Origin of the sequence: Prauserella sediminis, from assembly GCF_014195435.1 — a bacterium.
GTDB lineage: Bacteria > Actinomycetota > Actinomycetes > Mycobacteriales > Pseudonocardiaceae > Prauserella > Prauserella salsuginis.
Genome location: NZ_JACIBS010000001.1, coordinates 2,710,216 through 2,724,322 on the forward strand (window position 1 = coordinate 2,710,216; position 14,107 = coordinate 2,724,322).

The 14,107-nt window shown below is 68.8% G+C and carries 8 protein-coding genes; 7 read left to right on the plus strand and 1 reads right to left on the minus strand.

What is annotated here, in order from left to right; all coding sequences use genetic code 11:
- Window positions 1-106: 106 nt before the first annotated feature.
- Window positions 107-643, minus strand: coding sequence for a hemerythrin domain-containing protein (locus FB384_RS12370; RefSeq protein ID WP_183785408.1), 537 nt, complete (start codon window positions 641-643; stop codon window positions 107-109).
- A gap of 463 nt (window positions 644-1,106) precedes the next feature.
- Between FB384_RS12370 and FB384_RS12375 the strand changes: the two genes are divergently transcribed.
- From FB384_RS12375 to FB384_RS12405, 7 genes are all read left to right on the plus strand, one after another.
- Window positions 1,107-1,967 carry a DUF6670 family protein gene (locus tag FB384_RS12375; protein ID WP_221212708.1) on the plus strand — a complete coding sequence of 287 codons (861 nt, stop codon included), beginning with the start codon at window positions 1,107-1,109 and terminating at the stop codon, window positions 1,965-1,967.
- 240 nt (window positions 1,968-2,207) lie between these two features.
- Window positions 2,208-3,503: an NADH:flavin oxidoreductase/NADH oxidase family protein gene (locus FB384_RS12380; protein WP_183782851.1), complete on the plus strand. Its 1,296-nt coding sequence runs from the start codon at window positions 2,208-2,210 to the stop codon at window positions 3,501-3,503.
- A gap of 39 nt (window positions 3,504-3,542) precedes the next feature.
- On the plus strand, window positions 3,543-4,118 hold the full coding sequence (locus FB384_RS12385) for a TetR/AcrR family transcriptional regulator (RefSeq protein WP_183782852.1): 576 nt from the start codon (window positions 3,543-3,545) through the stop codon (window positions 4,116-4,118).
- A gap of 570 nt (window positions 4,119-4,688) precedes the next feature.
- Window positions 4,689-5,864, plus strand: coding sequence for a geranylgeranyl reductase family protein (locus FB384_RS12390; RefSeq protein WP_323985210.1), 1,176 nt, complete (start codon window positions 4,689-4,691; stop codon window positions 5,862-5,864).
- A gap of 88 nt (window positions 5,865-5,952) precedes the next feature.
- Window positions 5,953-12,246, plus strand: coding sequence for a type I polyketide synthase (locus FB384_RS12395; RefSeq protein ID WP_183782853.1), 6,294 nt, complete (start codon window positions 5,953-5,955; stop codon window positions 12,244-12,246).
- Complete coding sequence (locus FB384_RS12400; protein WP_183782854.1) at window positions 12,221-12,976, plus strand: ABC transporter ATP-binding protein; 756 nt, start codon at window positions 12,221-12,223, stop codon at window positions 12,974-12,976. The genes FB384_RS12395 and FB384_RS12400 overlap by 26 nt, the downstream gene beginning before the upstream one ends.
- Window positions 12,973-14,022: an ABC transporter permease gene (locus FB384_RS12405; RefSeq protein ID WP_323985212.1), complete on the plus strand. Its 1,050-nt coding sequence runs from the start codon at window positions 12,973-12,975 to the stop codon at window positions 14,020-14,022. Before FB384_RS12400 ends, FB384_RS12405 begins: the two co-directional genes overlap by 4 nt.
- Window positions 14,023-14,107: the final 85 nt, after the last annotated feature.

The following is a 14,107-nucleotide window of genomic DNA, read 5'->3' on the forward strand; positions in this document are numbered from 1 at the left end:
CCGCCTCGGCGGCTCCCGTATCGGTGTCGCCGGATGCCGGATGCCGGATGCCGGATGCCGGCGTCGGGTGGGGGCCGCGCCGGCGTCAGGTGTCGGCGCGCCGGTGTCAGTCGTCGAGGTGGCCTTCGCGGCGGGCCTGCTCGACGATGCGGCGCACGTACTCCACGTCGCCGCAGTCCTGGTCCAGCAGTTCGGTGCGGCGGGCAGCCCACTTCTCGCCGAGGTCGAGCCGGGTCCGTTCGGCGACCTCGGTGCGCGCGGCCGCCAGGATGCTGAGCTCCTCCTCGGCGAGGTGGTGCGCGACCAGGTTGCTCAGCTTCTCGACCGCTTCGACGAACGTGGGCGTGTCGGTGCCCTTCAGATCCAGTACCCGAAGGAGGGCCTCGTTGCCCTCGGCGTGTTCCTCCTCCCCGTGCTCGACCTCGTGTTTCCCCACGTCGTCGGCTTTGCGCCGCAGCACGGGGTAGACGACCTCCTCCTCGGCGACGCTGTGGGCGACGTGGACCGCGGCGAAGGCGTGCCGCAGTTCGTCCCGGTCGCCGTCGCCCATCCGCAGCTGCCGCAGGAGGAGCTCGAATCGCCGGTGATCGTCGACGATGAGGTCCACGACGTCGCCGTGGGTGGGCCTGCCCAGATCGATCATGCTCACGGTTCCTTCGTACCGTGCGCACGCTCCGTTCGCACGTGATGTAAGGCATTGCCAGGCCTCGGCGCGCTCCGAGCGGAGGTCGATGGCACGGTCACCAAGTCTCGATGCCGCCGCGTGGGCATGTGGAAGAGCGTGGCCAGTGGCGTGAGCCATATACGGCTGATAACGTCAATAAGATGACCGGTCATCTTGGTTGGAGTTGCGAGTGATGAAGAATGGTGGGACCGCCTCGGTGCCTGCGGGAGTGGTCTACGACTCGGCAAGTTCGGGCGGTGTGGCAGGGATGGCCAGCCGCGCGATCATGCGGTCTTTTGGTGCCACGTCCTATGCGGCCTCACCGGTTCCGAGTCCGGCGGTCTTCCCTCCTCCGGCTGCGACACGGCTCGGCCGACCGGCGATGGCGCATTACGGCGTTATGATTCCCGATCTGCCCGAACCTCATCGCTTCCTGGCGAACATGACACTCATCGGCTATAGCGGCTTCCGGGCATGGGACGACGACAGTGTGCTACAGGGCACCGCACGGCAGACCGCGACCGTGTGTCACGGGACCGCGGCCACCACGGACGATCCGTTCAGTGCTCACGGGGAGGACGACTGTGAGTTCGCCGCGGACGGCAGTCTGTTGTGTTTCGGCGACTGTTTCAGGATCAGCGGTCTGTACCCGTCTTACCGTGTGGTGAGTGGTCGGCCCGGTTTCGGTGCTGATCTAGAGCTCACCGCGACCGGCGAGATCACCTGGTTCACGAAGAGCCCGCTGTACAGCCACATTTCCTTGCTGACCCGGTATCGAGGCAGCATCACCCATGAGGGCACCCGTACGGAGGTGTCCGGCCTGTGCACCTACGAGTACGGAGCGGGCTTCGCGCCGTACATGATCGCGAAACGGCCGCTGCCGAAGCGCCTGAAGCTTCCGATCGACTACTTCACCTACCACGTGCTCAACCTCGACGCCGACACGCAACTGCTCCTGGTTGGCCTCGGGGCGTTCCGGCAGCAGCCGGCGTTGATCTCGGGGTATCTGCGGACTGCCGGGCAGGGCGTCCGGCGCCTCGGAACTTCGGCACGCTTCGAAGTGTTGGAGAGTCAGCCTGAGGCTCTGGTCGGGCATGACGGTGAAGCCATGGCCGTGCCGTCCCGATTCCGGTGGATCGTCCGCGACGGAAGTATGACGCTGGCGCGCCTCGAAGGCACGGTGGACACCCAGTGGCTCTATGCCGGCATGGGAAACATCGCCGGATACCGCTACGAAGGGGAGTTCCAGGGTCGCGACATCGCGGGCCAGGGATACCTCGAATACAGCGACCGTCGCCGTTGAGCGACTCGAGCGGAAGCCCGACACCTCGATGAAATCCGCACTAGCCCGCCACGTGGGCCGAGGACGATTACGTACCGAGGGCCGCCGCGAGACACCGGATCCTCCGGATCTTCGCTCCGCCACCGGCGCTGTAGAAGCCTGCCCGGTTCGCCTCGGCGACCTATTCACGAAGCGCTTGTCGCGGTGTTGGCGCGTGACTTCCCGATACTTCGCCACTCCCGACCCCACCGGAGGTGTGAGATGACCGGAACGACACCCCTTTTGGCCAGAACGCTGACGTTGCCCAACGGGGCAAGACTGGGAAATCGCTTGGCCAAAGCGGCTATGTCGGAATGTCTCGGCGATCTCGAGCTTGCGCCGACGGAAGGGCACGTCAGACTTTATCGTCGTTGGGCCCGTTCCGGCGCCGGCTTGCTGATCACCGGCAACATCATGGTCGAGCGCACCGCCATCGGTGAGGTCGGCAATGTGGTCGTCGACGACGAACGGGATATGGGCTTGCTGCGCCGATGGGCTTCCGCGGGGAAGGAACACGGCGCACATGTATGGGCGCAGCTCAACCATCCGGGTCGGCAGATCCCGGTCACTCTCAATGCTCGCCCAGTGGCACCGTCCGAGGTCCCCGTCGCGAATACTGCCGGGTTGTTTCGGAGTCCCCGTGAACTGACGCATGGGGAGGTCGAGACGCTTGTCACGAAGTTTGCCACTACGGCGGGGATTCTCGTGAGGGCGGGTTTCACCGGAATCGAGATCCACGCCGCCCATGGTTACCTCATCAGCCAGTTCCTTTCACCCGCCACCAACCGCCGCACCGATGCCTGGGGTGGCGACCGCGATCGGCGGCGACGGTTTCTGATCGAGATCGTCCGGGCGGTCCGAGCCGAGATCGGCGAGGTAGTACCGCTGGCGGTGAAGTTGAACTCCGCGGACTTCCAGCGCGGCGGTTTCGACCAGTTCGAGTCGGCCGCGGTCGTCAGTGCGTTGGCCGATGAGGGGATCGATCTGCTCGAGATTTCGGGTGGCACCTACGAATCGACCGCTTTCATGGGTCTTCCCGCGGAGCCGGTGAAAGCCAGCTCTGAAGAACGAGAGGCATACTTCCTCGACTTCGCTCAGCGAATCCGTCAGCAGGTGTCGCTGCCACTTCTCCTAACCGGAGGATTTCGGACGACGACCGGCATCGCGGACGCGATCGGCTCCGACGAGATCGATGTAGCCGGCCTCGCCCGGCCGCTCGCGCTCGAACCTGACCTGCCAGCGCGAATGCTCGACGGAACCAGCACTGCGAGCACGGTCAGACACCGCACACTCGGCATCCGCCGCCTCGACGGGGCCAGTGATCTGCTTTGGCACACGACTCAGCTCTGGCGTATGGCCGACGGAAAAGACCCCGCACCGGGCCGGCACCCCCTCATAACCATGGCGCACTACTTCTCCCGGTTGGCGCCGTACACTCTGCATCGCATCGTCCGCGGAACGAGGTCGACGTCGCGTGATGGCTACGTGGTACGAACGCGTGGTCCCGCCGAGCACTGAGCACAACCTGACCGTTCTAGCACTCATCGAAGGGAACCCATGGCCCGCACCAACGTTCGCGAGAAGCTGATCGCCGCGGGGCTCGACGTGTTTCACACACAGGGATTTCACGGCACGAGTGTGCAGGACATCACTTCTGCGGCCGGCGTTCCCAAGGGATCGTTCTACAACCACTTCGACGGCAAGGAAGCGCTGGCGGTTGCGACGATTCACCTGTATCTCAGTGAGAGTCCCGTCCAAGTCCTGCTGGACGACTCGGCCGGCGCACCGCTTGACCGGCTCCGCGAGCATTTCGACGTCCTCGCCCAGCGACTTGTCGACTCCGAGTTCACCCGCGGCTGCATCATGGGCAACTTCGCCAACGAGATCGCCGATCACAGCGAACCGGTCCGCGCGACGCTGACCGCCGCGTTCGACGCATGGACAAACCTGATCGCCGCGGTCCTGGCCGAAGCTCAAGAGGTCGGGGCGCTCTCGGCCGATACCAATACCTCGGATCTGGCGAACTTCATCGTGAACTCCTGGGAAGGAGCTTTGACGCGGGCTCGCGCAACCAAGAACGCGCAGTCGCTACGGTCCTTCTTCGACATCACGTTCGGTGTCATGCTGCGCTAGGGCGCCGAGGGAAGACGGATGGATCGAGTGTGCCGAGACCGGTGTCTCCGGGCCTCGGTCCGGGATCGCCGCGGCACGTGACCGCCGTGTGAGCCGCTTCCCGGTTTATGGTGACGCGCATGTTCGTCCTCGGAGGTCGCCCTCGGTAGCCCCTCGGATGCCGCCATCGGCGTCGTACGCAGGCTTCTCGGCGCGTTTCTCCAGGTAGGCCGGCCCAACGGCTGTCAGGCCCCAGTCCGGCGGCGACCGGAGGGGTGTCCCCCGCGCGGGTTAGACCTCTCGGCGACACGGTGGTTCGGCAATTGATCTGAACCGGTGAGCCCAATTGACGCTTTCAGAGCGTGCGTGTCACGGTGATTTCACAAGGTTGATCAATGAACTGTCCACGTCGTCCTTATTGGACTGATTGGATTCACTGTTGATTATTCGGGTTGGAAGAAATCCGGACGTTCTGCTTCCGTTCATTGTCTGACGCGTTTCTCGGCGCAATCTTTCTTCAATCTCTCGCTTTCGGTGGCGGCCACTCCTGTGCGGGTCCGGTCGCCGCCGCTTTCTGAAGGGAATCGGAACGTGGTCGATCCTCCGTCGGCGCAGGTGTGGGACGTCGTGGTGGTCGGGGCGGGGCCGGCCGGAGCGTCGGCGGCCCGCGTCGCTGCCGAGTCCGGCCGGGATGTACTGCTCCTCGAGCGAGCCGAGGTGCCGCGCTACAAGACGTGTGGCGGTGGTCTCGTCGGCTGTTCGCAGGACATGTTGCCCCCGGGCTTGACTCTCGACGTCAAAGACGAGGTGGATCGCGTCACGTTCGGAATGGACGGCCGAAACGAGCGGACCAAGGAATCGCGCGGACCCAAGGCGAAGATGGTGTTCCGCAGCGATTTCGATGCGGCGCTGACCTCCGCTGCCGCGAAGGCGGGTGCCTCCGTGCGGGATCGGACCGCGGTACAGGCGATCGAGGAGTGCGATCACGAAGTCCTGCTTCGGCTAAGCGGTGGCGACCGGATCCGGGCACGCGCGGTCGTCGGAGCGGACGGCAGTGCCAGCCGCGTCGCGAAGTTCGTCGGCGTGCGGTACCGCCAGGTAGATCTCGCGCTCGAGCTCGAACTGCCCGTCGACGCGCGGACGGCGGAAGCGTGGCGGGGTAGGGCGTTGATGGAGTGGGGGCCGTTCGCGGGCTCGTTCGGCTGGGTCTTCCCGAAGGGTGACTCCTGCAGCGTGGGCGTCGTCGGAAGCCGTGCTGAGTCGGGGCGGACACGCGAGTATCTCCGCACTTTTCTGCAGCGTCACGACTTCGACGGGATCGAACCGATCCACGACACCGGACACCTGACCCGGTGCCGCGAGCCCGATTCCCCGCTCGCGCGGGAGCGCGTCCTCGTCGCGGGCGATGCCGCGGGACTGCTGGATCCCTGGTTGCGTGAGGGAATCTCGTTCGCGCTGCGTTCCGGTGCGCTGTGCGGAGAGGCGGCGGCACGGGTCGCCGCCGCCGAAGGTCCCTCGGAGCTACGCGGGGCCACGGATCGCTACGAACGGGCTGTCACCGCGAGCCTGGGCGAGGAAATGACGGCGAGCGAGAAACTGTCCGCGATCTTCGCGCGCAGGCCGGGGCTCGTCCACACCGCCGTCACCCGAGTACCGGGGGTATGGCGCAAGATCGACGACTACCTCACCGGCAGAGCCGCGATTCCGGACTTGGTCGGCGGACCGCTGGTCCGCCCCGTCGTCGACGTCGTGAAAGCACTGAGCTGACCGCATATCGAACGCGCACTCTTCGACCGAGCTTGCTGACCGAACGTCGCACGACCTGCGACGTCGTCGAACTCGAAAGGTACGTGGAATGACCCGAGACCGTACGGCCGCGGCCCAGGAACCCGTTGCGATCGTGGGCATGGCTTGCCGTGCACCGGGCGGCCTGGCGGACCCCGATGCGCTGTGGTCGGCCGCGTTGGACCGGCGCGATCTGGTTTCCGAGTCCGATCCGGGCGATCGTTACGGGCCAGGGGACCGTGTCCTGCCCGCCGACCTCGGCGAGGCTCGCATGTTGCAACACGGCTCCTATGTGGACGGAGTCGACAGGTTCGATCCCGGATTCTTCGGTGTTCCTGCGCTCGAGGCATCGAGTGTCGATCCGCACCATCGCCTGTTGATGGAGACGGCCTGGGAGGCACTCGAGAACGCTGGTGTGCCACCGCGGTCACTGCCGGGTTCGCGCACCGGACTCTTCGTGGGCATCTCCAGCACCGACTACTCCAGACGATTCGCGATGGCCGATTTCGACGTGTACCAAGGGATTTCGGCCGTCTCCTCGGGCGCACCGGGGCGGATCTCGTACATCCTGGACGTCCACGGGCCGTCGATCGCGGTCGACGGCGCGTGCGCGTCCTCGCTGATGGCGGTACATCTGGCCTGCCGTTCACTGCACGACGGGGAGTCCGACCTCGCGCTGGCGGGCGGTGCGACCGTCCAGCTGGAATGGGGCACCACGGTCGGTTTCGCCCGCGCGGGCGTGCTGTCGGAAGCGGGACGCTGCGCCGCCTTCGACGCGAGCGCGGACGGTTTCGTCCGCGGCGAGGGATCGGGCATGCTGGCGCTCAAACGACTTTCCGACGCGCGGCGGGACGGGGACCGGGTGTTCGCCGTCGTCAAGGGAACGGCGGTCAACCACGTCGGCCGGTCCCGTGGCATCGCGCAACCGTCCCGCGAGGCGCAGGGCGCCGTGCTCCGTTCGGCCATGCGCACGGCCGGGATCGACCCGCGGGACGTGGGCTACATCGAGACGCACGGCACGGGCACGCCGGTCGGTGATCCCATCGAGTTCCAGGCGCTCGCCGAGGTCTACGGCGAGGGCGAGCAGCCGTGTGCGCTCGGTTCGCTCAAGACCAACATCGGGCACGCGGAGAGCGCGGCAGGGGCGCTGGGGCTGATCAAGACCGCGATGGCGCTCCGTTCCGGAGAGATCGCGCCCAACCTGCACTTCCGGAACTGGAATCCGGAGATCGAGGCGGACGCGACACGGTTCGATGTGCCCGTGGAACGCCGGGCGTGGCACTCGCGGGGACCGCGGGTGGCGGGTGTGTCGGCGTTCGGTGTCACCGGGTCGAACGCGCACATCGTGCTGGAGGAGTCGGGCTCGGACGCGTTCGCCACCAACGGCGTCGCTCTGACCGGCACGGGTCGCGACAGGGAGGCCGAGCGGTCGGCGACGGTCGTGCCGGTGTCCGCACGTTCGCAGGGCGGGCTGGCGGCGACGTGCGCACGGATCGCCGACCGCCTGGAACGGGACTCCGCTTCCGGCTCCGGCGCACTGCGCGACGTCGCACACACGCTGTCGACGCGGCGCAGTCACCTGTCGACCCGGTCGTGCGTGGTCACGGGCGACAGGGCGGAGCTCGTCGGCGGCCTCCGGGCGATCGCCGCGGGTGAGGAGCATCCGGCGGTGGTGAGCGGTTCGACGGGCGAGCCGGGAGCGCCGGTCTTCGTGTTCTCCGGGCACGGTTCGCAGTGGGCCGGCATGGCGCGTGACCTGCTCGCCCGCGACGAGACCTTCAGCGCGACGATCGATCGCCTGGATCCGATCGTCGTGGAGGAGGCGGGTTTCTCGCTGCGCGAGCGATTGGAGGACGGCGAACTGCCGGAGCGCGCCGACGTCGTCCAGCCGCTGGTCTACGGCGTGCAGTGCGCATTGACGCGGATGTGGGAGGAACGGGGAGTCCGGCCTGCGGGCGTGATCGGGCATTCGATGGGTGAGGCGGCGGCCGCGGTCGCGGCGGGCATCCTGTCCCCCGAGGACGGAATGCGCATCACGGTGAGCCGCTCCGCCCTGCTGCACCGGGTCTCGGGGGGAGCGATGGCCAGCGTCGCACTGCCCGCGGAGGACGTGGAACGCGAGCTCGCGGATGTGGTCGATGTGGACGTCGCCCTCGTCACGGCCCCGTCGACGACGGTCGTGGCGGGCGATGTGCAGCGACTGGAAGGGCTCCTGCGGGACTGGGACGCACGCGGCCTGCATTGCACCCGGATCTCGGTGCCGGTGGCGGCGCACTCGCCCCAGGTCGATCCGATCCTCGACGACGTCCGGGAGGCCGTCGGCTGGCTGCCCGGAAACACGTCGCGGGTGCCGTTCTACTCCGCGACGGATTCGCCGGACCAACCGGTGATCTTCGACGCCGCCTACTGGACACGGAACCTGCGCAGGCCCGTGCGGTTCGATCGCGCGTGCGCCGCCGCGATCGACGCCGGGCACCACGTCTTCCTCGAACTCTCGCCGCACCCGCTGCTCATCTCGGCCGTCGAGGAGACGGCCGCCGCCGTGCGCGCGCCGGTGCTCGCCGTGCCGTCGCTGGTGCGTGAACAGGACGGCCTGCTGTCGTTGGCCCGGTCGGCCGCACGCCTGCACGTCGCCGGAGCGCCGGTCGACCTCGGCGCGGTGAACGGGCCGGGCGTATTCACCGAGCTGCCGCCGACGGCGTTCGACCGTTCGCGGTACTGGGAGGACTACGGTGACGGCGGGCGCCGCGGCGTCGGGCACATGTGGCTCGACGAAGCGGTCTCGGTGCCGGACGTCGATGCGGCGGATCGCACCCGTGTCGTGTGGCCGGCCGACCTCGGCACGGATCGCAGCCCGTGGCTGAGCCAGCACACGCTGCGCGGGGCTCCGGTCGTGCCGGGAGCGGCCTATGTCGAGCTGCTGCTGAGCGTGGCGGCGGAACGCTTGCGGTGCCCCGTGGATCGAGTCGGGTTGAGCGAGGTCCGCTTCGAGCGCCTGCTGCCCCTGACCGAACAGGTGCCCGTGCAGGTCAGCGCGTTCGACAGCGGCAGCGTGTTGCGTATCGAGATCCGGCGGTGGGCCGACGGCGAATGGGAACGCCTCGCCCATGCGGTCGCCGGCCACCGGCCCGCCGATGCGCCGGAGCGCCCGCACCTCGATCCGCTTCCGCGGGTCGAGGAGTCCGGGACCGAGGAGCTGTACGAGCGATTCGCCCGGCTGGGTTTGGACACCGGGCCCGCCTTCCACTCGATCACCGCGGTCGACGCCGACGGTGTGACTCGGTTGCGGGTGCCCTCCGAGGCCGCTGTGCGCAGCGCGTCGCCCGCGGTGCATCCGGTGCTGTTCGACGGCTGCGTGCTCGCGGTGGCCGCGTGCCTGCCCGATGCGAAGAACCCGCCCGAGGGTGAGCAGCGGCCGTGGATGCCCGAGCGGATCGATGTCGTCGACTTCGCGGGCGACCCGAACGACATCACCTGGGTACGGCCTTCGGTCCGGCTGACGTCGGCGGAGTCCGCGACCGGTCGGGCCGATCTCTACGACGAGGACGGCCGGTGGCTCGGGGCGCTCGAGGGCATCGGCCTGGTGAAGGCGGCCGGCCCGACACCCGCGCAGCGGCTCAACAACCGGTTGTTCGAACTCGCGTGGCGGCCAGGGCCCGAGCCGGAGCAGCCGGCCCGAGCTGCGACGTACGTGCTGGTGCGGGAGGCCGGCGACGACGGCTTCGCCGAGCAGCTCGCCGCCGAGCTGGACACCGCGGGCGACCGGGTGCTGGTGTGCGACGCCGAACACGCGGCGAGTGCGCCGGACAGCGAGGAGCCCGTGGACGCGATCGTCTGGTGTGCCACCGGAACACTCGACGACCTCGACCGCGCGAACCGGGTCGCGACGGCCCTGTGCGGAACCGACGGTGCGCCGGGCGCGCCACGGTTCTGGATCGTGAGCCGGTCCGCCCGGGCGGTGGCGGACACCGATCCGGTGCTGCCCGGGGTCTGCGCGCTGCGTGGTCTGGTCCGGGTCGGTTCGTTCGAACAGCCGGGCGCGGCCGTGAGCTGGGCCGATGTGGACGATCCGGCCGCCGCCGCGGCGGAACTGCGTGGCGGCAGTCCGGAGACCGAGATCGCGTGGCGCGACGGACGCCGATACGTCGCAAGGATGGTGCGCGCACCGTTGGCCGACCAGTGGCCACAGCCCGCCCGCGAGACAGTGGAGCTGACAGCGGGGCGCGACGAGTACGCACTGCGCGCGCACCCGGGCGGCGGGTCCCTTGACCAGCTGGTGCTCACGGAGACCGAGCCCCCTGCGGCACCCGGCCCCGGCGAGGTGCTGGTGCGCGTGCACGCGACGACCATCCATTTCCGCGACGTCATGGTCGGCTTCGGGATCTACCCGACCGAGGACGGACGGCTGCCCGAACTCGGCGGTGACGCCACCGGTGTGGTCGTCGCCACCGGTCCGGGGGTCGAGCACGTGCGCCCCGGTGACGAGGTCGTCACGATCGTCGCCGGATACGCGGGCACGATGCGTACGCACATCGTCGCGAGCGGCGAGCTGACCGCGGTGCTGCCGGAGGGATTCGACCCGACCGCGCTGGCCGCGACGCCGCTGACCTACATCACCGCCTGGCACTGCCTGAACTACCTCGGGCGGCTGACCGCGGGTGAGACGGTGCTCGTGCATTCCGCCGCCGGTGGCGTCGGGCTCGCGGCGGTCGCGGTCGCGCGGTGGCTCGGGGCGCACATCATCGCGACGGCGGGCACCCACGAGAAGCGGCAGTACCTGCGGGACTTGGGCATCGAGCACGTCTTCGACTCGCGGAACCTCGGTTTCGCCGACGAGGTGCGCGAGGTGACCGCGGGTCGCGGTGTGGACCTCGTGCTGAACTCTCTCACGGGGGATGCGATGCGGGCCTCGCTCGGCCTGCTGGCTCCGCGGGGCCGGTTCATCGAGATCGGCAAACGCGACCTCTACGACGGGCGCCGCGTCGAACTGTCGGCGTTCCGGGCGGAGAACACCTATGCGGCGGTCGACATCGACCTGACGACGGTCGTCGCCCCGGAACTGGTCGGTGCCGCACTCCGGCGGGTCATGTCGGAGATCGCCGACGGCGGATTGCCGTTGCTTCCGTTCACGTCGTACCCGGTCACGGACGCGGCCACCGCGTTCAAGGCGTTGGCCTCCGGCGACCACATCGGACGGATCGTCCTCGAGTATCCGCGGAACGGCGAGGTCGTCGAGGCGCGGCCGGCGCAGGAGCCCGTGGTCCGCACCGGCGGTGCGTACGTCATCACCGGCGGCAGCAGAGGACTCGGGCCGGAGGCGGCCCGCTGGCTCGCGGGTGCCGGGGCCGGGCGGGTCGTGCTCGGCGGCCGGAGCGAACCGTCTCCGGAGGTCGAAGCGGTGCTGGCCGAGCTGAGGTCCGCAGGCTGCGAGGTCGAGTTCGTCCAGGGCGACATCACCGAGCCGGAAACCGCGAAGAGACTGGTAGCAGCTGCGGGCGAGCGGCTGTGCGGCGTGCTGCACACCGCCGTCGTGCTCGACGACACTCCGCTGACGGGGCTCACCGAGGACCGGATCGCCGCGGTCTGGCACCCGAAGGTGACCGGGATGCGGAACCTGCACGAGGCCACCTCGGACGCCGAGCTGGACTGGTTCGTCGTCTTCTCCTCCATGGCCGCCATGCTCGGCAATCCGGGACAGGCCAACTACGCCGTCGCCGGTTCCTGGGTCGACGCCTTCGCCCAGTGGCGAGCCCGCGCCGGTCTGCCCGCACTGTCGGTGAACTGGGGCGCGTGGGGCGAGGCCGGCCGCGCCACCGGATTCGCCGAGCAGGGCTTCGACACGATCGGGACCGAGGAGGGCTTCGAGGCACTGACGTCCCTGCTCGAACAGCGGCGGGTCAACACCGGAATGTTCGATTACCAGCCGGAACTGCTGTTCCGTGCCTTCCCCGACGCCGGCAGGGCGCCACTGCTGGCGGAGCTCGGCGGTGCCACCGGCGGCGACGGCGGTTCGGACATGGCCGAGGCGCTGCGCGCGGAACGGCCCGGCCCGGCACGGACCCGACTCATCGAGGATCTGGTCATCCGCGAGCTGGCGACGTTGCTCGGTACCGATCCCGCCTCGTTGCCCGCACACGACGCCTTCACCGACGTCGGCGTGGACTCCCTGCTGGCTGTCGCGCTGACCCGCAGGCTCAACACGAGCCTCGACGTGACCCTGTCGCCCGGTGCTGTCTGGGCGAACCCGAGTCCGGCCCGGCTCGCCGGTCACCTCGACGAGCTGCTCGCCGCGCCGTCGGCCCAGCACGAGGAAACGTCCACGGAAGAGGTCGCCACCGATGATCCAATCCCTGCTCGAACCTGATCGCCGCCGCGCGCCCGCGGGCGATCCGGCGATCATCGCCCGTTCCCTGCGGGTCAACCGGCCGGACGGGGCAGTCCTCGACGGTGTGAGTTTCGAGGTCCGGCAAGGCACGGTCACCGGGCTGCTCGGCCCCAGCGGTGCGGGCAAGACCACGCTGTTGCGCACGATCGTGGGCGTGCAGCAGGTGAATGCGGGCACCATCACGGTGCTCGGGCACCGCGCGGGCAGCAGGCAACTGCGCTCCCGGGTCGGGTACGCGACGCAGGAACCGGCCATCTACCCCGACCTCACCGTCACCGAGCTGCTCGAGTACTTCGCGGCGGTGCTGGGCTGCGACGACGGCCGGGTGGACGAGGTGATCGCGACGGTCGGTCTCGACGAGCACAGTCGCATCCGGGTCGACCGGCTCTCCGGCGGTCAGAAGGCCCGTGCCAACCTCGCCGTCGCGTTGCTCGGCAGTCCGGACCTGCTCGTGCTCGACGAACCGACCGTCGGCTCCGATCCACGGCTGAGACGGGAACTCTGGAGTCTGTTCGACCGGATGGCCGCGGACGGGGCGACCGTGCTCGTGTCCAGTCACATGTTGGACGAGGCCAGCCGGTGCGGCCAGCTGTTGCTGGTCCAGCACGGTCGCGTGCTCGCGCAGGACACGCCGGCCAACCTGCGTGCGCGCACGGGCACGGACAACGTCGAAGAGGCCTTCCTGAGCTTGACGGAGGGATCATCGTGAGCGACACCGCCCACCTGCCTCTCGTGAAGGCGACCAGCAAGCGGATTCTGCGGCAGCTCCGGCACGACCCGCACACGATCGCCATGGCGGTCGCGATCCCGTCCGCGCTCGTGGTGTTGGTGCGGTTCGTGCTGAACTCCGAGGAACGGTTCAACACGTCCGCACCGCCGTTGATCGCGATCTTCCCCTTCTCGGTCATGTTCCTCGTGACCTCGATAGTCACCCTGCGAGAGCGGCTCACCGGGACCCTCGAGCGGCTCATGACGTACTCGGTCGCGCGGATAGACCTGCTGCTGGGCTACGTCGCCGCATTCGTTCTCGTGGCAGCTGCGCAGGTGCTGCTCGTCGTCACGATCTCGGCGGCCTGGCTCGGGTTGACGATCAACGGCTCGGTGGTGGTGCTGTTCGTCGTCGCCATGCTCAACGCCGTGCTCGGTATCGCGTTCGGACTGCTGGGCAGCGCCGTGACCCGCACCGAGTATCAGGTGGTGCAGCTGCTGCCGATCTTCGTGCTGCCGCAGGTGCTCATCTGCGGGCTGTTCGCGCCGAGGGACACGATGGCGCCGGTGCTCGACGCCCTGGCCGGTGTCCTTCCGCTGCCGGGCGCGGTCGAGGCGATCGACTACGTCGCCGACTCCGGTTCGGACGCGGGCGTGATCACGCAGGACATCCTCTTCCTCGCGGGCTACACCGTCGTCACCCTCGCGTTCGGCGCGGCGACCCTGCAACGGAGGACGGCGGACCGGGCACCGGTGCTGCGCAGGCTCTTCGCCAAGGCCCGGGGTTCTCGATCCGAGCCACGCGCCGGGGCTGCGGGAGTGTCGCCCGGGCGCGTCGCGGGCGACGAGGCGTCGGTCAGCTGGTTCGAGCTGTATCAGGACTCCGCCGGGCAGTACCGGTTCCGGTTGCGCAACGGTCACGGCGTGCTCGCGGGCAGCGGGGCGTTCGACACCCGGTCCGAGGCGGAGGACGCCATCAGGGCGCTGTGTGAGGGCGTCCCGAGCGGTGGCATCGACATGCAGCCCAACGGGGTGGTCCAGACGTGACGAGTTGAGAGAAGCCAACGGGGACCAAATCGGCCCCTACCGCGTTTCAGTCGGTAGGGGCCGATTCTTCGTGTCTGCTGGTCCA

Bases quoted from the DNA above. Each gene is read 5' to 3' on its own strand.
- FB384_RS12370 (WP_183785408.1), bottom strand. From the start codon at position 643: ATGATCGATCTGGGCAGGCCCACCCACGGCGACGTCGTGGACCTCATC.
- FB384_RS12375 (WP_221212708.1), top strand. From the start codon at position 1,107: ATGACACTCATCGGCTATAGCGGCTTCCGGGCATGGGACGACGACAGT.
- FB384_RS12380 (WP_183782851.1), top strand. From the start codon at position 2,208: ATGACCGGAACGACACCCCTTTTGGCCAGAACGCTGACGTTGCCCAAC.
- FB384_RS12385 (WP_183782852.1), top strand. From the start codon at position 3,543: ATGGCCCGCACCAACGTTCGCGAGAAGCTGATCGCCGCGGGGCTCGAC.
- FB384_RS12395 (WP_183782853.1), top strand. From the start codon at position 5,953: ATGACCCGAGACCGTACGGCCGCGGCCCAGGAACCCGTTGCGATCGTG.
- FB384_RS12400 (WP_183782854.1), top strand. From the start codon at position 12,221: ATGATCCAATCCCTGCTCGAACCTGATCGCCGCCGCGCGCCCGCGGGC.